The 20,202-nt window shown below is 57.0% G+C and carries 16 protein-coding genes; 8 read left to right on the top strand and 8 right to left on the bottom strand.

The window, feature by feature from the left end; genetic code table 11:
* Positions 1–271: 271 nt before the first annotated feature.
* On the top strand, positions 272–1,315 hold the full coding sequence (locus tag ABLV04_RS21345) for a GMP reductase (protein ID WP_023291988.1): 1,044 nt from the start codon (positions 272–274) through the stop codon (positions 1,313–1,315).
* A gap of 36 nt (positions 1,316–1,351) precedes the next feature.
* Here the strand turns inward: ABLV04_RS21345 and hofC are convergent, their stop codons facing one another.
* The 4 genes from hofC to nadC form a co-directional block, all read right to left on the bottom strand.
* Positions 1,352–2,557: a protein transport protein HofC gene (gene hofC, locus ABLV04_RS21340; RefSeq protein WP_180266006.1), complete on the bottom strand. Its 1,206-nt coding sequence runs from the start codon at positions 2,555–2,557 to the stop codon at positions 1,352–1,354.
* Positions 2,547–3,932, bottom strand: coding sequence for a type II secretion system protein GspE (gene gspE, locus ABLV04_RS21335; RefSeq protein WP_023291990.1), 1,386 nt, complete (start codon positions 3,930–3,932; stop codon positions 2,547–2,549). The genes hofC and gspE overlap by 11 nt, the downstream gene beginning before the upstream one ends.
* 10 nt (positions 3,933–3,942) lie before the next feature.
* Entirely contained in the window at positions 3,943–4,374 is a 432-nt protein-coding gene (ppdD, locus tag ABLV04_RS21330; RefSeq protein WP_004204358.1) for a prepilin peptidase-dependent pilin, read from the bottom strand.
* A gap of 181 nt (positions 4,375–4,555) precedes the next feature.
* Positions 4,556–5,449 carry a carboxylating nicotinate-nucleotide diphosphorylase gene (gene nadC / locus ABLV04_RS21325; protein ID WP_023291991.1) on the bottom strand — a complete coding sequence of 298 codons (894 nt, stop codon included), beginning with the start codon at positions 5,447–5,449 and terminating at the stop codon, positions 4,556–4,558.
* A gap of 133 nt (positions 5,450–5,582) precedes the next feature.
* On the opposite strand from nadC, the gene ampD reads away from it, so the two are divergent.
* Together ampD and ampE are read left to right on the top strand one after the other, a co-directional pair.
* A complete protein-coding gene (gene ampD, locus ABLV04_RS21320; RefSeq protein ID WP_023291992.1) occupies positions 5,583–6,146 on the top strand; it encodes a 1,6-anhydro-N-acetylmuramyl-L-alanine amidase AmpD in 564 nt (187 codons plus the stop codon).
* On the top strand, positions 6,143–6,997 hold the full coding sequence (ampE, locus tag ABLV04_RS21315) for a beta-lactamase regulator AmpE (RefSeq protein WP_023291993.1): 855 nt from the start codon (positions 6,143–6,145) through the stop codon (positions 6,995–6,997). The genes ampD and ampE overlap by 4 nt, the downstream gene beginning before the upstream one ends.
* Positions 6,998–7,217: 220 nt before the next feature.
* On the opposite strand, the gene ABLV04_RS21310 is transcribed toward ampE, so the two are convergent.
* The 3 genes from ABLV04_RS21310 to aroP all read right to left on the bottom strand — a co-directional run bounded on the left by ABLV04_RS21310 (position 7,218) and on the right by aroP (position 11,128).
* Positions 7,218–8,168 (bottom strand): family 43 glycosylhydrolase, encoded by a 951-nt coding sequence (locus tag ABLV04_RS21310; protein WP_180266005.1) that lies wholly within the window; start codon positions 8,166–8,168, stop codon positions 7,218–7,220.
* Positions 8,168–9,574 carry an MFS transporter gene (locus tag ABLV04_RS21305; protein ID WP_017901173.1) on the bottom strand — a complete coding sequence of 469 codons (1,407 nt, stop codon included), beginning with the start codon at positions 9,572–9,574 and terminating at the stop codon, positions 8,168–8,170. The genes ABLV04_RS21310 and ABLV04_RS21305 overlap by 1 nt, the downstream gene beginning before the upstream one ends.
* Positions 9,575–9,757: 183 nt before the next feature.
* Positions 9,758–11,128 (bottom strand): aromatic amino acid transporter AroP, encoded by a 1,371-nt coding sequence (aroP, locus tag ABLV04_RS21300; protein WP_023291995.1) that lies wholly within the window; start codon positions 11,126–11,128, stop codon positions 9,758–9,760.
* 644 nt (positions 11,129–11,772) lie between these two features.
* Between aroP and pdhR the strand changes: the two genes are divergently transcribed.
* The 5 genes from pdhR to ABLV04_RS21275 all read left to right on the top strand — a co-directional run bounded on the left by pdhR (position 11,773) and on the right by ABLV04_RS21275 (position 19,346).
* Positions 11,773–12,552, top strand: coding sequence for a pyruvate dehydrogenase complex transcriptional repressor PdhR (gene pdhR / locus ABLV04_RS21295; protein WP_002888699.1), 780 nt, complete (start codon positions 11,773–11,775; stop codon positions 12,550–12,552).
* Positions 12,553–12,689: 137 nt separating this feature from the next.
* A complete protein-coding gene (gene aceE / locus ABLV04_RS21290; RefSeq protein WP_023291996.1) occupies positions 12,690–15,353 on the top strand; it encodes a pyruvate dehydrogenase (acetyl-transferring), homodimeric type in 2,664 nt (887 codons plus the stop codon).
* A gap of 14 nt (positions 15,354–15,367) precedes the next feature.
* Entirely contained in the window at positions 15,368–17,266 is a 1,899-nt protein-coding gene (gene aceF, locus ABLV04_RS21285) for a pyruvate dehydrogenase complex dihydrolipoyllysine-residue acetyltransferase (protein WP_023291997.1), read from the top strand.
* Between the two features lie 206 nt (positions 17,267–17,472).
* A complete protein-coding gene (gene lpdA / locus ABLV04_RS21280) occupies positions 17,473–18,897 on the top strand; it encodes a dihydrolipoyl dehydrogenase (protein WP_002888731.1) in 1,425 nt (474 codons plus the stop codon).
* A 164-nt stretch (positions 18,898–19,061) separates the two neighbouring features.
* Positions 19,062–19,346 (top strand): hypothetical protein, encoded by a 285-nt coding sequence (locus ABLV04_RS21275; protein WP_023291998.1) that lies wholly within the window; start codon positions 19,062–19,064, stop codon positions 19,344–19,346.
* Positions 19,347–19,390: 44 nt separating this feature from the next.
* On the opposite strand, the gene ABLV04_RS21270 is transcribed toward ABLV04_RS21275, so the two are convergent.
* Positions 19,391–20,197, bottom strand: a complete 807-nt coding sequence (locus ABLV04_RS21270) for a DUF2950 family protein (protein ID WP_032453849.1) — start codon at positions 20,195–20,197, stop codon at positions 19,391–19,393.
* Positions 20,198–20,202 lie beyond the last annotated feature (5 nt).

The raw sequence follows: 20,202 nt of genomic DNA, 5'->3' as shown, positions 1-20,202 counted from the left end.
GGCGACAGCGATCTTGTCGTGATGGCCCCGTGCCAACCGGGAGCGCCGTCCGCTATTCTGTTTATTTTAATCAAGCAAATCAAATGGTTAAAAATAATACGCTGGCGGGTGGAGACATAAGCGTTTTTTTCTCCATTCACCAGGTAAATTTATACGATTGTAGCGTAAAAAAAGTGAAAATCGCAGTCTTGCGCGGGCCTGATTCGTGCGTATGATAACGTCACTGGAGTTGTGCTCTTACATTAATGCCATTAACCCCAGGAATTCGCACATGCGTATTGAAGAAGATCTGAAGCTTGGTTTCAAAGACGTTCTTATCCGCCCGAAACGCTCTACCCTCAAAAGCCGTTCTGATGTTGAGCTGGAACGTGAATTCACCTTTAAACATTCAGGCCTGACCTGGTCCGGCGTGCCGATTATTGCGGCAAACATGGATACCGTCGGCACCTTCAGCATGGCGAAAGCGCTGGCCACTTTTGGCATTCTGACCGCAGTACACAAGCACTACACCGCAGAAGAATGGCAGGCGTTTGTCCAGAGCGTATCCGCAGACGTTCTCAAGCATGTGATGGTTTCCACCGGTACTTCCGACGCGGATTTCGATAAAACGCAACAGATCCTCTCTGAGAACCCACAGTTGAATTTTGTGTGCATTGACGTCGCCAATGGCTACTCTGAACACTTCGTACAGTTTGTGGCGAAGGCGCGCGAAGCCTGGCCGCAAAAAACCATTATCGCCGGGAACGTGGTCACCGGTGAAATGTGCGAAGAGCTGATCCTCTCCGGCGCCGATATCGTCAAAGTTGGCATTGGCCCGGGGTCCGTTTGCACCACCCGTGTCAAAACCGGGGTCGGCTACCCGCAGCTCTCCGCCGTGATCGAGTGTGCTGATGCCGCACACGGCCTTGGCGGCCAGATCATCAGCGATGGCGGTTGCACCATGCCGGGCGATGTGGCGAAAGCCTTCGGCGGCGGCGCTGATTTCGTGATGCTCGGCGGTATGCTGGCGGGCCACGAAGAGAGCGGCGGTACTGTGGTTGAAGAGAACGGTGAAAAATTCATGCTGTTTTACGGCATGAGCTCCGAGTCGGCGATGACCCGCCATGTGGGCGGTGTCGCGAAATACCGCGCGGCGGAAGGGAAAACCGTGAAGCTGCCGCTGCGTGGCCCGGTGGACAATACCGCGCGCGACATTCTCGGCGGCCTGCGTTCAGCCTGCACCTACGTTGGCGCCTCGCGACTGAAAGAGCTGACCAAACGCACCACCTTTATCCGCGTTCAGGAACAAGAGAACCGGGTATTCAACAGCCTGTAACCGGCTGCGCTGGCGCCTGCGCGGTGCCAGCGTTTCTCATCCTCCCGCCCCGCCAATGGCATCGCCCAGGTGAAAAACGGGCAAATACATCGCCACCACCAGGATCCCAACCAGCGAGCCGGTTATTACCAGCATCAGGGGTTCCAGATGCGCAGCCAGACTGTCGGCTCGCTGATGGGTCTGCTCACGATGATGATGCGCCAGGTTTTCCAGCATCTGATCCAGCGCCCCCGCGATTTCCCCCGTGCGGATGAGCTGCAGACACAGCGGTGTAAAACCGCCGCAGCGGCTTAACGCCTGCCAGATCGGATCCCCCTGAACGATCAGCGCGCGGGCCTGCGCCAGGCGCTGGCGCCACAGCGGGCACGACAGGGTCTCTTCAACGCTTTGCAGCCCCTGCAGAAAGCTGATACCGGCGCTTTGGGTTAAAGCCAGAACGGTGAATATCAGGCTCAGCTGTTGGCCGCCGATCAGGGGGCCGACGAGAGGGAGCGCGTTAAGCAACTGCTGGCGACGCAGCAGCCAGTCGGCGCGCTGCCGGAGCAGCTGGTTGAGCAGCAGCGGGCTCAGCAGAAAGGCCAACAGCAACGGCCAGCCGCGGCTCAGCATGTCGCCTGCCGCAATAACCATTCGCGTCAACAACGGCAGCGGCGTATTGAACGTCTGGTAGATGGCGGTGAATTCGGGAAGGACAAAATAGAGCATTCCAAGCACCACCAGCAGCGCCAGAGTGAGCACGATTAGCGGGTAGCGCAGCGCCTTTTTGACCTTGCCGGCAAGCCGCTGCTGCTCCTGCTGCTGGTTGGCCAGCTGCTGGCAGCAAATATCGAGCTTGCCCGTCAGTTCGCCGGTGCTAATCATCGCCAGATACAGTGGCGGAAAAGCCTGCGGCCACTGCGCCAGTGCGGCAGAGAAGGCTACGCCCTGGGCCAGTTCGCGGCCCAGCGCCTCAAGCAGCGCCTGCCACTGCGCATGCGGTTGCTGCTGCGCCAACAGCGATAACCCTTCCGCCAGCGGTAGCCCGGCCTGCAGCAGTGTTGCCAACTGGCGGATGGTTTCGCTGCTGTAGCGCGGGCGCCACAGGCTTTGCTTCACCGAACAGCGGCGTATAGCCAGCGGCATGATGCGCTGCTGCTGGAGGTGATGCAGTACCTCCGGACGACTGGCTTGCCATAGCATCCCCTGACAAGGAGCGCCTTGTGCATCGACGCCTCGCCAGCGCCAGAGACGCTTAGTCGCCATGGGGGATCCCCAGCACCCGCACCACCTCTTCGAGGCTCGTCAACCCCTGTTCGATAGCCTGACATCCGCTTTCAAAAAGCGTCATCATGCCCGCGGCTCGCGCCAGAGATTCGATCTCAAGGGCGTTGAGTCCCTGGACTATCCCCTGACGTAGCCCCGGGGTGACAGGCAAGACCTCAAACAGCGCCAGACGGCCATGATACCCGTGATAACAGTTTTCGCAGCCTGCTGCCTGCCAGCGCGGCAGCGGGCGGGGCCACAGACTGTGCGGCAGGTCGGCGGCGCTGCCGGCATTGCGCCGGCAGTGGGGGCACAGCTTGCGGACCAGACGCTGGGCGATAACCAGCGAGAGCGCAGAAGAGATCATCCAGCGGGCGATGCCCATTTGCTGCAGGCGAGTGAGGGTTTCGCTGGTGGAATTGGTGTGCAGGGTAGAGAGCACCAGATGGCCCGTTTGAGCGGCTTTCAGCGCGATTTCAGCGGTTTCGGCATCGCGGATTTCACCCACCATCACAATATCCGGGTCCTGGCGTAACAGGGCGCGCAGCACGCTGTGAAAGGTCAGCCCGGCGCGCGGATTGATTTGCGTCTGGTTCATCCCGGCGATAGGGATCTCCAGAGGATCCTCGACGCTACAGATGTTCACTTGCTCCCGGTTTCGGGCCTGCAGGGCGCTGTAGAGGGTCACCGTTTTCCCGCTTCCGGTTGGGCCAGTGACCAGCAGCAGCCCCTGCGGCTGATTCAGGGCCTGGCGAAAGGCCGCCAACTGAGAGGATGAGAGGCCGAGAGCCTCCAGATCCAGCGCCTGGTCAACCTGATGCAGAAGGCGCAGGACAATTTTCTCGCCATAGCGGCAGGGCAGGGTGGCGATGCGAAAGGAGAGCGGCCGTCCGGCGAGGTTCAGCGCGAACTGGCCATCCTGCGGCAAACGATGCTCGGCGATATCGAGATTGGCCATCACCTTGAGACGTGCGATAACCGGCGCGGCCAGCTCGGGCGCCAGCAGCGGCAGCGCGTGTAGCACGCCATCGACACGCAGGCGGATCCTTAAGTGCGCTTCCGTGGGCTCGATATGAATATCGGACGCCCGCTGACGCAGGGCCTGCTCGAGGATCTGGTTGACCCGCTCGGCGATGTTTTCCGGCCCTGCATTTTGCGCCAGCAGCGCCTGCTTTTCCTGGACTTGCAGGCGCTTATCCATCTGCTCCTGGCTCCAGCATTCAATATCGATCCGTTTTTGCGTCGCGAAACGCAGCGCTTCCATTAGCTCTGTCGGTGGGGTATCGACCACCGCAATGGATATCGTCTGCTCATCGCTGTGCAGCAGCAGGGCGTGATGGCGACGACAGAGAGGGATCAGCTGTTCTGTTTTCATGTTGTCGCCCTCACTTCACCCGGAAGACGTCTTCGCAGGCCTGCTGAAGTGCGCTGTTGTCGGTGATAGTGCAGACCCGCTGCCAACCGGTAACGCCTTCGGCGTTATCCCAGGTCGGGGTCAGGGTGACGCCCAGTCCGTTGAGACTTTCCTGGCCGGTGAGGGTAACGACGCCTTTGGCCACGCTCATGGCGGAGAGGTAGCGCGTGGTTGTTGGCGAGGGGATGCCATTGCTGCCGCCGTCGCATGTCGTCAGGCCGCCATGATCGAGCGCGCAAAGTTCGATTGCCGTCCGGTAGGGGACAAAGGTCTGCAGCAGGTCGGTGAGGGCGGCTTTACGCAGGTAGTTCTGGTAGGCCGGGATGCCGATGGCGCTGAGAATGGCGATGATGCCGATGACCACCATCAGTTCAATCAGGGTAAAACCTCGTTGTTTATCCATAAGTCGCTCCTTGTTGTGACAGGAGCACTGTGACGGGATTCTGGGGGGCAGGCGAGGAGACGAAAACGATCCGGGAAACCGGGTTCCAGGGTTTTTACCGGTATTGCATGGCGAGCAAGAGCGACTGCGAGTCGGGTCGCAAATTCAGGCCTTCACGCCCGGAAGCGTGAAGGCCAAATCCTCAGCGGAAACGCATCGACAGGTCGAGCGCCTGCACATGTTTGGTCAGGGCCCCGACGGAAATATAGTCGACCCCGGTCTCGGCAAATTCGCGGATGGTGTCAAAGGTGACGTTGCCGGAGACCTCCAGCGCCGCCTGGCCAGCGGTGATTTTCACCGCCTCGCGCATCAGGTCGGTGGTGAAGTTATCGAGCATAATGATATCGGCCCCGGCTTTTAACGCCTGCTCCAGCTCATCCAGCGTTTCCACTTCCACTTCCACCGGCACATCAGGATGCAGCCAGAAAGCCTTTTCCACCGCCTGACGGATCGAGCCGGAGGCGATGATGTGGTTTTCTTTAATCAGGAAAGCGTCGAACAGCCCCAGACGGTGGTTGGCGCCGCCTCCGCAGAGAACCGCGTATTTCAGCGCGGTACGCAGCCCTGGCAGCGTTTTACGCGTATCCAGGAGTTGGGTTTTGGTGCCGGCCAGCAGGTCGACATAGCGGCGGACGACGCTGGCGACGCCGGAGAGGGTTTGCACAAAGTTCAGCGCCGTACGTTCGCCAGTGAGCAGAATGCGCGATGGGCCTTCCAGCTCGAACAGGGGTTGATCGGCTTTGACCGCGTCGCCATCGGCGACGTGCCAGGTGATAGTCACGTCGTCACCGGCGAGCTGAATGAAGACCTCTTCCACCCAGCGTTTACCACAGAAGACGCCATCTTCGCGGGTAATGACCACCGCATGGGAGCGTGCATCCTGCGGCAATAATTGTGCGCTAATATCGTTGCTGGCGTCGACTTCGCCGCCCAAATCTTCCCGCAGGGAGTGTGCGACAGCATCGGTAATATCGAGATTAATTCGTTCCAGCAGCACGTCACGGCGGCGGTCGGGGTTGTAACGACGAGGCGACATGATAAAGCTCCAGATAGATAAGATTCAGAAGTGGGAAACATGCTAACCTGAACGACGTTTCAGTACCATACACACTTCATCCTTTGGGCCGGCGTGTGGCCCGGAAGCATGAGTTCGCGAAAGGAGATCCCGCATGCAGTTGAACGAGGGATGGCTGGTCGGCGCGCGTCGGGTTCCCTCGCCGCACCATGACTGCCGTCCGGATGAAGAAGCCCCTTCCTTACTGGTGGTGCATAACATTAGCCTGCCACCAGGTGAATTTGGTGGTCCATGGATTGACGCGCTGTTCACCGGCACCCTGGATCCGCACGCGCATCCTTTCTTTGCCGAGATCGCTCATCTGCGCGTTTCGGCGCATTGTCTGATTCGCCGTGATGGTGAAATCGTGCAGTATGTGCCTTTCGATAAGCGTGCGTGGCATGCGGGGGTCTCCTGCTATCAGGGGCGCGAACGCTGCAATGACTTTTCCATCGGCATAGAGCTGGAAGGCACGGATACCCTGGCGTATACCGATGCGCAGTACCAGCAGCTGGCGGCGGTGACGGATCTGCTTATCACGATTTATCCTGCCATCGCCACAAACATCACGGGCCATAGCGATATCGCGCCCGTGCGCAAGACAGACCCGGGACCGGCCTTTGACTGGAAAAAATTTCGTGCGCTGCTCAGCGCGCCGTCAGAAAAGGAGACCTCATGACGCTGTTTACTACGCTGCTGGTGCTTATCGCTGAACGCCTGTTTAAACTGGGCGAACACTGGCAGCTTGATCATCGGCTGGAGGTGGTGTTTCGCCGGATAAAACATTTCTCGTTGCCGGGAACGCTGCTGATGACCCTGGTCGCCGTCGCGGTGGTCTACCTCGTTCAGCGCTTGCTGCAGGGGCAGCTGTTCAACGTACCGCTGCTGGTGTTCTGGATCTTGCTGGGTCTGCTGTGCATCGGCGCCGGCAAGGTTCGGCTGCACTATCATGCCTATCTGAAAGCGGCGTCGCGCAATGACAGTCGCGCCTGCGATGCGATGGCCAGCGAGCTGACGTTGATCCATGGCGTCCCGCCGGGCTGTGATGAGCGCGAGTACCTTAGCGAACTGCAAAATGCGCTGTTATGGATTAACTATCGTTACTACCTGGCGCCACTCTTTTGGTTTGTGGTGGGTGGGGCGTGGGGGCCGCTGACGCTTATCGCTTATTGCGTTCTGCGTGCCTGGCAGACGTGGCTGGCGCGCTACCAGACGCCGCATCACCGTTTGCAGTCTGGAATCGATGGTATCCTGCATATTGTCGACTGGCTGCCGGTGCGTCTGGTGGGGGTTGTCTATGCCCTGGTGGGGCATGGAGAGAAAGCGCTTCCGGCGTGGTTTGCATCGTTAGGCGACCGCCATTCGTCGCAGTATCAGGTATTGACCCGCCTGGCGCAGTATTCCCTGGCCCGTGAACCGCACGTGGATAAAGTGGCGACCCCAAAGGCCGCGGTGTCGATGGCCAAGAAAACCTCGCTGGTGGTGGTGGTGATCATGGCGCTGCTGACGATCTACGGCACCCTGGTGTAACGGCCTGCGCCCGTACTCTATCTGCCAGGATACCCCACCTGCGGGGCTTTGATTGCCGGATGGCGCTGCGCTTATCCGGCCTGGGGCTCACACCACGCAGGCCGGCAAGCAACAGCGCCGCCGGGCGCTATATCTGACGCCGCGCTTGTCATGTTGCCGGGGGGCGGCTTCGCCTGACCCGGCCTGGAGAACCTGCGCCTGCGGGCAGCATACCGAACCGCTACAGCGTATCCGCCGGCGGGATGCCGAAGTCGGGCATGCCGTCCTCTCTCCAGGCGACGAGTTTTAGCCGCGTATGACGATTGGGATCATACAGCGGGTCGCCTTCAATCTCGGTGTAATTCCGCGCGTGATATACCAGCACATCTTCTCCCGCCGGCGTTTGGGTAAAACTGTTATGGCCCGGGCCATACTGGCGGTTTTCATAGCTGGTCCGGAACACTGGCTGCGGGGCTTTATGCCAGTTTTCCGGCTGCAGCGGATCGGCCTCCCGGTCGATCCAGAGCAATCCCATGCAGTAGTTTTCATCGGTGGCGCTGGCGGAATAGCTGATGAAAAGCTTATCGCCATGCACCAGCACCGCGGGTCCTTCATTGACCTTAAATCCCCGGCACTCCCAGGCGAACTCCGGCTTGCTCAGCATGACCGGCTCGCCTTTTAGCGTCCACGGGTTGGCCATTTCAGCGAGATACAGGTTTGAGTTGCCCTCGATATGCGGAGATTTTTGCGCCCACAGGTACCAGCGTTTGCCCTGATGGATAAAGGTGGTGGCATCGAGGGCGAAGGTATCGAAAGGCGTCTCCACCTGGCCTTTTTCCTGCCAGCGGCCGGTCAGCGGATCGCTGTCGGCGCACTCGATAACGAACATGCGATGCTGGAACATGCCCAGCGCATCCAGATCGTGGGTATGGGTGGCGGCAAAATAGATATACCACTTACCGTCTATCTCATGTAGCTCCGGCGCCCAAATCAGCTGGCTCATCGGCCCGCTTTGCGGTGCGCGCCACACCACTACCGGCTCAGCATCGCGCAACCCCTCAAGGGTTGCCGCGCGCCGGATCTCCAGCCGGTCGTATTCCGGCACTGAGGCAATAAAGTAGTAATGATTCAGGTGGCGCAGAATAAAGGGATCTGCGCGCTGCTCAATAAAGGGGTTTGGCCAGTTGTTCATCAGGCTTTCCTTACATGTTCACTGGTTTTCAGTTCCTGGTATTCATTCAGCTCGCTGTAGTTGCTGCGGCGCTTCTCTAAATCGCTCTGAATCTGGCGCATCAGGGTGCGGTCAACTTTAAGCAGGCGCACCACGCCGGCGGTGATCAGGTAGCCGACGCCGGGGATGACCGAGAACAGCAGCACGATGCCGTTGAGGGCCGAGGCGCTCTGCGCTTTGGCGCCGGCGTCGTAGCCGTACCATGACAGCAGGAATCCGACCATCGCCCCGGCGACCGCCAGGCCGACTTTAAGGAAAAACAGATTGCCGGAGAAGCTAATACCGGTGATGCGCTTGCCGGTTTTCCACTCGCCGTAGTCGTCAACATCGGACATCAGCGACCAGTGCAGCGGGGAGGGGATCTGATGCAGGATATTGAGCAGGAAGTAGAGCACCATAATCAGCGTGGTGGCGTGCGGATTAAAGAAATAGAAGGCGCAGGAGAAGATCGCCAGCACGATGTTGGTCCAGAAGAAGACCTGCAGTTTGCACCAGCGGTCGGTGAGGACTTTTGCCAACATACTGCCAATCATCATCCCGACCACGCCGAGGCTGATAAACAGCGTGGCAAAATGGGTGCTTTGCCCCATCACCCAGGTAACGTAGTACATGGTGGCGGCCATGCGGATAAAGCCCGGACAGACGTTGCATAGCGTGAGCAGCAGGATGCGTACCCACTGGTCATTTTTCCACACGTCTTTGAGATCTTTTTTCAGTTCATCATTGGTCTGCACCGCCGGGTGGATGCGTTCGCGCACGGTGGCAAAGCAGAACAGGAACATACACATGCCGATAAAGGCCAGCACGGTCATCGCCATCTGATAGCCTTTCGCTTTATCGGCGCCGCCGAACCAGTCGGCCATGGGCAACAGCGTCAATGACAGCAGCAGCGTGGCGATACCCACCATCACGAAACGATAGGACTGGCAGGCAACACGTTCTTTCGGGTCGGCGGTCATCACCGTTCCCAGCGAGCAGTAGGGTATATTAATCGCGGTATAGGTAATCGACAGCAGAAAGTAGGTGACAAACGCATAGATGACTTTGCTGTTATAGGTCCACTCAGGAGTGGTGAACATCAGCACGCTGAACAGGGCGTAGGGGAAGGCAATCCACAGCAGCCATGGACGAAAGCGGCCATATTTACTGCGGGTGCGGTCGGCGAGGGCGCCCATGATCGGGTCGGTCACCGCATCGATGACGCGCACCGACAGCAGCAGTACGCCCACCAGCGCCGGCGCCAGGCCGAAGATATCGGTATAAAAATAGTTAACAAACAGCATGATGGCGCCAAAGATGATATTGCATCCGGCATCCCCCATCCCATAACCAATCTTTTCTTTTATTGAAAGTCTATTGTCTGCCATGTGCGGTCTCTCCGTTGCAGTATGGAGAGAATTATTGGCTGCTATCGAGAGAATTACGTTGCAGGAACGCGTTGACGATATGGATAAATAAGCTATGGAAGGGAAAGTGTGAAGCAGATAACAATGCTCTGCGCCCGTTATTAAGGGAGGGCGCAGAGCAAAGAGAATTATTGATGAGATGTATTATTGTGCTTTTACGGTGGCGGCGGCTTTCTGTTTAAACAGATAACCCACGCCCAGCACTGCGATCCATACCGGGATCAGCCAAACGGAAATCGCCATCCCCGGGGTCATCAGCATAATGATCAGCACCGCGGCCATAAACAGCAGGCACACCCAGTTACCCAGCGGGTAGAAGAGGGCGGGGAAGCGGGTGGTGACGCCCTGCTGCTGTTTGGCGCGACGGAATTTGATATGCGCGAGGCTGATCATCGCCCAGTTGATCACCAGGGCGGAGACCACCAGCGCCATCAGCAGGCCAAATGCGGATTCCGGCGCCAGGTAGTTGATCAGCACACACAGGGCGGTGACCACGGCGGAGACGAGAATGGTATTGACCGGCACGCCGCGTTTGTCGACGCTGAGCAGCGCTTTCGGCGCGTTCCCCTGCTGGGCAAGGCCGAACAGCATACGGCTGTTGCAGTAGACGCAGCTGTTATATACCGACAGGGCCGCCGTCAGCACCACCACGTTGAGGGCGTTTGCCACCAGCGTATCGCCAAGCTCATGGAAAATCAGGACGAACGGACTGGTGTCCGCGGTCACGCGCGTCCACGGCAGCAGCGAGAGCAGGACCGCCAGCGAACCAACATAGAAGATCAGAATACGGTAGATAACCTGGTTGGTGGCTTTCGGAATGCTTTGCTCCGGGTTATCCGCTTCCGCCGCGGTGATACCCACCAGCTCGAGACCGCCGAAGGAGAACATGATGATCGCCATCATCATCACCAGCCCGGTAAAGCCGTGCGGCAGGAACCCGCCTTGATCCCACAGGTTACGTACCGTCGCCTGCGGGCCGCCGTTGCCGCTGAACAGCAGCCAGCCACCGAACAAAATCATCGCCACGACGGCGACCACTTTGATAATGGCAAACCAGAACTCCATTTCACCGAACACTTTCACGTTGGTCAGGTTAATGGCGTTGATGGCGATGAAGAAAACCGCCGCTGAGGCCCAGGTCGGGATTTCCGGCCACCAGAACTGGATATATTTGCCGACGGCGGTCAGTTCCGCCATGGCTACCAGGACATACAGCACCCAGTAGTTCCAGCCGGAGGCGAAGCCGGCAAAGCCGCCCCAGTATTTATAAGCAAAGTGGCTAAACGAACCGGCTACCGGCTCTTCCACCACCATTTCGCCCAGCTGACGCATGATCAGAAAGGCGATAAAACCGGCAATCGCATAACCAAGAATGATACCCGGGCCGGCGGACTGAATGACGGACGCGCTCCCCAGAAACAGGCCGGTGCCGATAGCCCCGCCCAGCGCGATGAGCTGGATATGGCGGTTTTTGAGGCCGCGCTTCAGCCGATCGCCGTGCTGTTGACCTTCCATATGAAACCTCGTGTGTGGTTATTTTTTGTGTACGTCATCCGTCAGGTTGCTGCTTCACTGCTGTCCCTGCCAGAAAGCATAGCCAGCGAAAATTTGGGCGAAGTGGCCCACTTTTTACCTGAGTGATGGCGCGCACATATTGTTGTGTTTGTGTATTTTTCGACTTCCGTTTCTGTATTGTTTTGTTTACGGAAGGCGGTGCAGTAATTCAGAAAAAGGCCTTTCGTCTCAGGGAGAATAGTGGTAAGCGCGTTTGAATGCACCTGCTTTATTAAGGGATGACGACCATGTGTTTAAAAAGACATCAATAGACACATTCAGTATTATTCCGACGCATTGTTCTCATTTGGTTATTTATTCGTATTTACTGCCTTGATATTCACTTATCAGGCCGTTGAATCGGTTCAGATAGCGTAATTTTTCGTTTCCATTAAGTTAATGCTACCTCTTTATGAGTAAACGTAACATTTGTGCAAGGTTACATTTCTGAAATGTTATTTCTGTAAGGTTGTTAAAATGTCCGTGGTTTACTGATTTCAATCAAAACCTGTATGGACAGAAGGTGAATACTTTGTTACTTTAGCGCTACGAACTTTAAATTGGTAAGACCAATTGACTCCGGGCTAATGGCAGAGACAGGGAATATGGCCTACAGCAAAATCCGCCAACCAAAATTATCCGATGTGATAGAGCAGCAGCTGGAGTTTCTGATCCTTGAGGGGACCTTGCGCCCCGGTGAAAAACTCCCGCCTGAACGCGAACTGGCTAAACAGTTCGACGTTTCCCGCCCCTCGCTGCGTGAGGCGATTCAACGCCTCGAAGCCAAGGGCCTGTTGCTTCGTCGTCAGGGAGGTGGAACGTTTGTACAGAGCCGCCTGTGGCAGAGCTTCAGCGATCCGCTGGTCGAGCTGCTGTCCGATCACCCTGAATCCCAATTCGATCTGCTTGAGACCCGTCACGCGCTGGAAGGCATTGCGGCTTATTACGCGGCGCTGCGCAGCAATGATGAAGATCGCGACCGTATCCGCGAGCTGCATCAGGCTATTGAGCGGGCTCAGCAGTCGGGCGATCTGGACGCCGAGTCCGGCGCCGTCGTCCAGTACCAAATCGCCGTCACCGAGGCGGCACACAATGTGGTTTTGCTCCATCTGCTAAGGTGTATGGAGCCGATGCTGGCGCAAAACGTGCGTCAGAACTTTGAATTGCTGTATGCCCGCCGGGAAATGCTCCCGTTGGTCAGCAACCATCGCACTCGCATTTTCGAGGCGATAATGGCCGGGGAGCCGGAGCAGGCGCGTGAGGCGTCGCACCGTCACCTGGCGTTCATTGAGGAAATTTTGCTGGACCGTAGCCGTGAGCAGAGTCGTAGAGAACGCTCGCTGCGTCGTTTACAGCAACGAAAGGACGAGAACTCCGGTTCTTAAGCGCCATTTTTAGAGCGCGGCAACTAAACGCAGAACCTGTCTTATTGAATTTTTGGTTGTTCAAAGGTGAAGAACGAAGAGTTCAATGGGACAGGTTCCAGATTAATCAACGATTAGATAGATAAGGAATACCCCCCATGTCAGAACGTTTACCAAATGACGTGGATCCGATCGAAACTCGCGACTGGCTACAGGCGATCGAATCGGTCATCCGTGAAGAAGGTGTTGAGCGCGCTCAGTATCTTATTGACCAACTCCTTTCTGAAGCCCGCAAAGGCGGGGTGAAAGTGGCTGCTGGCGCATCGACCGGCGGTTACGTAAACACTATTGCCGTTGAAGATGAACCGGAATATCCGGGTAATCTGGATCTGGAACGTCGTATCCGTTCTGCGATCCGCTGGAACGCCATCATGACCGTTCTGCGCGCATCGAAAAAAGATCTCGAACTGGGCGGCCACATGGCTTCTTTCCAGTCTTCCGCAACCTTCTACGAAGTGTGCTTCAACCACTTCTTCCGCGCACGCAATGAGCAGGATGGCGGCGACCTGGTGTACTTCCAGGGTCACATCTCTCCGGGCGTTTATGCGCGTGCTTTCCTGGAAGGTCGTCTGACTGAAGAGCAGATGAACAACTTCCGTCAGGAAGTTCACGGTAAAGGTCTGTCCTCTTATCCGCACCCGAAACTGATGCCGGAATTCTGGCAGTTCCCGACCGTTTCTATGGGCCTGGGCCCAATCGGGGCGATTTATCAGGCTAAATTCCTGAAATATCTGGAACACCGTGGTCTGAAAGACACCTCCAAACAAACCGTTTACGCATTCCTGGGCGACGGTGAGATGGACGAGCCGGAATCTAAAGGCGCGATCACCATCGCGACCCGTGAGAAGCTGGACAACCTGGTCTTCGTTATCAACTGTAACCTGCAGCGTCTTGATGGCCCGGTCACCGGTAACGGCAAAATCATTAACGAACTGGAAGGCATCTTCGCGGGCGCTGGCTGGAACGTTATCAAGGTTATCTGGGGCGGTCGTTGGGATGAGCTGCTGCGTAAAGACACCAGCGGTAAGCTGATTCAGCTGATGGAAGAAACCGTTGACGGTGACTACCAGACCTTCAAATCCAAAGACGGCGCTTATGTGCGCGAGCACTTCTTCGGTAAATATCCGGAGACCGCCGCGCTGGTTGCCGACTGGACTGACGAGCAGATTTGGGCTCTGAACCGCGGCGGCCACGATCCGAAGAAAGTTTACGCTGCACTGAAAAAAGCGCAGGAAACCAAAGGCAAAGCGACCGTCATCCTCGCCCATACCATCAAAGGTTACGGCATGGGTGATACTGCTGAAGGTAAGAACATCGCTCACCAGGTTAAGAAAATGAACATGGACGGCGTTCGCTACGTCCGCGATCGTTTCAACGTGCCGGTTGCCGATGCCGATCTGGAAAAACTGCCGTACGTAACCTTCCCGGAAGGTTCCGAAGAGCACACCTATCTGCACGCTCAGCGTCAGAAACTGCACGGCTATCTGCCGAGCCGTCAGCCGAACTTCACTGAGAAGCTGGAGCTGCCGACGCTGGAAGATTTCCGCCCGCTGCTGGAAGAGCAGAATAAAGAGATCTCTACCACTATCGCGTTCGTTCGTGCCCTGAACGTGATGCTGAAGAACAAATCCATCAAAGACCGCCTCGTGCCGATCATCGCCGACGAAGCGCGTACTTTCGGTATGGAAGGTCTGTTCCGTCAGATCGGTATCTACAGCCCGAACGGTCAGCAGTACACCCCGCAGGACCGTGAGCAGGTTGCTTACTACAAAGAAGACGAAAAAGGCCAGATCCTGCAGGAAGGGATCAACGAGCTGGGCGCAGGCGCATCCTGGCTGGCTGCGGCGACCTCTTACAGCACCAACAACCTGCCGATGATCCCGTTCTACATCTACTACTCGATGTTCGGGTTCCAGCGTATCGGCGACCTGTGCTGGCAGGCAGGCGACCAGCAGGCTCGCGGCTTCCTGATCGGTGGTACTTCCGGTCGTACGACGCTGAACGGCGAAGGTCTGCAGCACGAAGATGGCCACAGCCATATTCAGTCTCTGACTATCCCGAACTGTATCTCTTACGATCCGTCCTACGCCTACGAAGTGGCGGTCATCATGCATGACGGCCTGGAGCGTATGTACGGTGAGAAACAAGAGAACGTTTACTACTACATCACGACCCTGAACGAAAACTACCACATGCCGGCGATGCCGGAAGGCGCCGAGGAAGGTATCCGTAAAGGTATCTACAAACTCGAAACCATCGAAGGTAGCAAAGGTAAAGTTCAGCTGCTGGGCTCCGGTTCTATCCTGCGTCACGTCCGTGAAGCAGCGCAGATCCTGGCGAAAGACTACGGCGTGGGCTCTGACGTGTACAGCGTCACCTCCTTCACCGAGCTGGCGCGTGATGGCCAGGATTGCGAACGCTGGAACATGCTGCACCCGCTGGAAACCCCGCGCGTGCCGTACATCGCTCAGGTGATGAACGACGCTCCGGCTGTGGCATCCACTGACTATATGAAACTGTTCGCCGAGCAGGTTCGTACTTACGTACCGGCTGACGATTACCGCGTACTGGGTACCGATGGCTTCGGTCGTTCCGACAGCCGTGAAAACCTGCGTCACCACTTCGAAGTTGATGCTTCCTATGTGGTCGTTGCAGCGCTGGGCGAACTGGCTAAACGTGGTGAAATCGATAAGAAAGTGGTCGCTGACGCGATCGCGAAATTCGACATCGATGCAGAAAAAGTTAACCCGCGTCTGGCGTAAGAGGTAAAAGAATAATGGCTATCGAAATCAAAGTACCGGACATCGGGGCTGATGAAGTTGAAATCACCGAGATCTTGGTCAAAGTTGGCGACAAAGTAGAAGCTGAACAGTCGCTGATCACCGTAGAAGGCGATAAAGCCTCTATGGAAGTCCCGTCTCCGCAGGCTGGCGTCGTGAAAGAGATTAAAGTCTCCGTCGGCGACAAAACCGAGACTGGCAAACTGATTATGATTTTCGATTCCGCCGAGGGTGCAGCAGCCGCTGCACCTGCGCAGGAAGAGAAGAAAGAAGCCGCTCCGGCCGCTGCTGCGCCAGCCGCCGCCGCGGCAGCGAAAGAAGTGCACGTCCCGGATATCGGCGGCGATGAAGTTGAAGTTACCGAGATCATGGTTAAAGTGGGCGACACCATCGCCGCTGAGCAATCCCTGATCACCGTAGAAGGCGATAAGGCCTCTATGGAAGTACCGGCGCCGTTCGCGGGTACCGTGAAAGAGATCAAAATCAACACCGGCGATAAAGTATCCACCGGCTCCCTGATCATGATCTTCGAAGTCGCGGGCGCTGCGCCTGCGGCCGCTCCGGCACAGGCTGCCGCTCCGGCTGCCGCGGCACCGGCTGCTGCTGCCGGCGCGAAAGACGTTAACGTCCCGGACATCGGCGGCGACGAAGTTGAAGTCACCGAAGTGATGGTGAAAGTCGGCGATAAAGTGGCTGCTGAGCAGTCCCTGATCACCGTCGAAGGCGACAAAGCGTCTATGGAAGTGCCGGCGCCGTTCGCGGGCACCGTCAAAGAGATCAAAATCAGCACCGGCGATAAAGTCAAAACCGGCTCCCTGATCATGGTCTTCGAAGTGGAAGGCGCTGCGCCTGCCGCCGCTCCGGCTCAGGCTGCTGCACCGGCACCGGCTGCTGCACCGGCTCAGGCTGCTAAGCCTGCCGCCGCACCGGCTGCGAAAGCAGAAGGCAAAACCGAATTCGCTGAAAACGATGCTTACGTTCACGCGACTCCGCTGATTCGCCGCCTGGCGCGCGAGTTCGGCGTTAACCTGGCGAAAGTGAAAGGCACCGGCCGTAAAGGTCGTATCCTGCGCGAAGACGTTCAGGCCTACGTGAAAGAAGCCGTTAAACGCGCTGAATCCGCACCGGCGGCTGCCGCTGGCGGCGGTATCCCGGGCATGCTGCCATGGCCGAAGGTTGACTTCAGCAAGTTCGGCGAAATCGAAGAAGTGGAGCTGGGCCGTATCCAGAAAATCTCTGGTGCTAACCTGAGCCGTAACTGGGTCATGATCCCGCACGTTACACACTTCGATAAAACCGATATCACCGATCTGGAAGCGTTCCGTAAGCAGCAGAACGCCGAAGCTGAGAAGCGTAAACTGGACGTGAAATTCACCCCGGTTGTCTTCATCATGAAAGCCGTGGCCGCTGCGCTTGAGCAGATGCCGCGCTTCAACAGCTCGCTCTCCGAAGATGGTCAGCGCCTGACGCTGAAGAAATACATCAACATCGGTGTGGCGGTTGATACCCCGAACGGTCTGGTGGTTCCGGTCTTTAAAGACGTGAACAAGAAGAGCATCACCGAGCTGTCTCGCGAACTGACCACCATCTCGAAGAAAGCGCGCGATGGCAAACTGACGGCGGGCGAAATGCAGGGCGGTTGCTTCACCATCTCCAGCATCGGCGGCCTGGGTACGACCCACTTCGCGCCGATTGTTAACGCGCCGGAAGTGGCCATCCTCGGCGTGTCTAAGTCCGCGATGGAGCCGGTATGGAATGGTAAAGAGTTCGTGCCGCGTCTGATGCTGCCGATCTCTCTGTCCTTCGACCACCGCGTGATCGACGGTGCTGATGGTGCCCGCTTCATTACCATCATCAACAACACCCTGAGCGACATTCGCCGCCTGGTGATGTAATCGAAAAAGCCGGCCTGACGGCCGGCTTTTTTCTGATAACCTCAGGCTGTTTGGGATTATCAGCAACAAAGGACAAAATCGTTTGCCGTTTGTTGTTTAAAAATTGTTAACAATTTTGTAAAATACACGCGGATAGAACGTCCCGGTGGACTTGGGCGTAAGAATAATAGCGTCAGACCCGCCGGATATAAATTACAGAGGTCATGATGAGTACTGAAATCAAAACTCAGGTCGTGGTACTTGGGGCAGGTCCTGCAGGCTACTCTGCAGCTTTCCGTTGCGCTGATTTAGGTCTGGAAACCGTCATCGTAGAACGTTACAGCACCCTCGGTGGGGTGTGCCTGAACGTGGGTTGTATCCCTTCTAAAGCGCTGCTGCACGTGGCAAAAGTTATCGAAGAAGCGAAAGCGCTGGCCGAACACGGCATCGTTTTCGGCGAACCGAAAACTGATATTGACAAGATCCGCACCTGGAAAGAAAAAGTCATCACTCAGCTGACCGGTGGTCTGGCTGGCATGGCCAAAGGGCGTAAAGTGAAGGTGGTTAACGGTCTGGGTAAATTCACCGGCGCTAACACCCTGGAAGTGGAAGGCGAAAACGGCAAAACCGTGATCAACTTCGACAACGCCATCATCGCGGCGGGTTCCCGTCCGATTCAACTGCCATTTATCCCGCATGAAGATCCGCGCGTATGGGACTCCACCGACGCCCTGGAGCTGAAATCCGTACCGAAACGCATGCTGGTCATGGGCGGCGGTATCATCGGTCTGGAAATGGGTACCGTATACCATGCGCTGGGTTCAGAGATTGACGTGGTTGAAATGTTCGACCAGGTTATCCCGGCGGCCGATAAAGACGTGGTGAAAGTCTTCACTAAACGCATCAGCAAGAAATTCAACCTGATGCTGGAAACCAAAGTGACTGCCGTTGAAGCGAAAGAAGACGGTATTTACGTTTCCATGGAAGGCAAAAAAGCGCCGGCGGAAGCACAGCGTTACGACGCCGTACTGGTGGCTATCGGTCGCGTACCGAACGGCAAAAACCTCGACGCAGGCAAAGCGGGCGTGGAAGTGGACGATCGTGGCTTCATCCGCGTTGACAAACAAATGCGCACCAACGTGCCGCACATCTTTGCTATCGGCGATATCGTCGGTCAGCCGATGCTGGCGCACAAAGGCGTACATGAAGGTCACGTTGCCGCAGAAGTTATCTCCGGCCTGAAACACTACTTCGATCCGAAAGTGATCCCGTCCATCGCCTACACCGAGCCAGAAGTGGCATGGGTCGGCCTGACGGAGAAAGAAGCGAAAGAGAAAGGCATCAGCTACGAAACCGCCACCTTCCCGTGGGCGGCTTCCGGCCGTGCTATCGCTTCCGACTGCGCAGACGGTATGACCAAACTGATCTTCGACAAAGAGACCCACCGTGTTATCGGCGGCGCGATTGTCGGCACCAACGGCGGCGAGCTGCTGGGTGAGATCGGCCTGGCTATCGAAATGGGCTGTGACGCTGAAGACATCGCGCTGACTATCCACGCTCACCCGACTCTGCACGAGTCTGTTGGCCTGGCGGCAGAAGTCTTCGAAGGCAGCATCACCGACCTGCCGAACGCCAAAGCGAAGAAAAAGTAACTTTTTCTTTCAGGCAAAAAGCATAAGCGGCTCCCGGAGCCGCTTTTTTTATGCCTGATGTTTAGAACTATGTCGCTATTCATAAACCGCTACACCTCATACATACTTTGTAAATAGTCACTCGGTAAACTTATAGACAGTTAACGATATCGATGAGGTGTGTGATGAAACGCTTTTTAACCACTGCGCTGGTCGCAGCAACGTGCTTATCCGGTGTAGCCTGCGCGGCTGACGCCACGATTCCGTGGGCGGATAACAGCGGCGGCACGGAAACGACCCATATCGCGGCGATGGGCCAGGATCTGAATGCCCAGCATCAGCAGGTGACGAAGACCAGTGAAGGGGTATGGGCGGCGAATTCCGGCAGCATCAGCGCTGACGAAGCGGCATTGTCCAGTACGAAACCAGCCTTTGCCGGCGATCCGTCTCTGATGCCCCATCAGGGCTAAGTGAATGAAAACGCCCGGTTGCGTATTCGTAACCGGGCGTTTTTTTATGGATTGACCACCTGCCAGCCGGCGTCAGCGTCGGGGGCAAAGCGCGTTATCGCCTGGGCCTTTGCCGCGCTCTCTTCACCGAGATTGGCCTGATAAACCGTATCGTGCTGATCGATCATAAAGCTCATCACGCCGGTTTCCCCCCACGCCACCGGCCACGCCAGCAAGGCGACGCTCTGCTCATCTCTACCGGTGATAATGCGGAAGCGGTAGCCATGGTAGCCGCTGCCGGGTACCGTCGGGCTAAAGGCGGGCCCAAGCGGACTTGGCGCTTCGCCCGGCGAGGTGGGCCAGTACAGACCATCTTTTTTGCCTTCGCTACTGATGATTTTCTGCGCCCAGCGGTGGTTCAGTTGATAGTAATCCTGCTGGGCGTCAACGTAGGCGTGCATGGCGGCTATCGCCGACAGTTCATTACGGCCAATAGCGCGGGTGAGGATCTCCTCTTCGCCAGCGGCCATATCAAAGCGCCAGCCCTGGGATGATTTGACGATGGGGACGGGCAGACGCCATGCTTCGCTACCAACGTCGAGCCAGGCGTTATCACCCTGCTGCACAATCACATGTTTCACCTGCCAGTCGCGCTGGAAGCGGTCGACGGCAGTGGGGTCGATCCCGTCGGGGGGTAAAAAATGCTGCCAGTTATCGCCAAGCACCTCGCTCAGCGCCGCGTCATTTTGCTGGCCGATCGCCTCGGCCAGCGCGCTTGCGGCCTGCTCGGGGGTGGCATATTGCTGCTGGGCGAAGGCGGCAAGCGGTGACAGCATTAACGTGAACAGGGCAATAGGTAATGGGTTTCTCATTCTGC

The organism is Klebsiella sp. JN_Kp127, from assembly GCF_040062505.1.
Lineage (GTDB): Bacteria > Pseudomonadota > Gammaproteobacteria > Enterobacterales > Enterobacteriaceae > Klebsiella > Klebsiella quasipneumoniae.
Note: the sequence above shows the minus strand (reverse complement) of the source record. Positions and strands in the feature narration are given on the sequence as shown.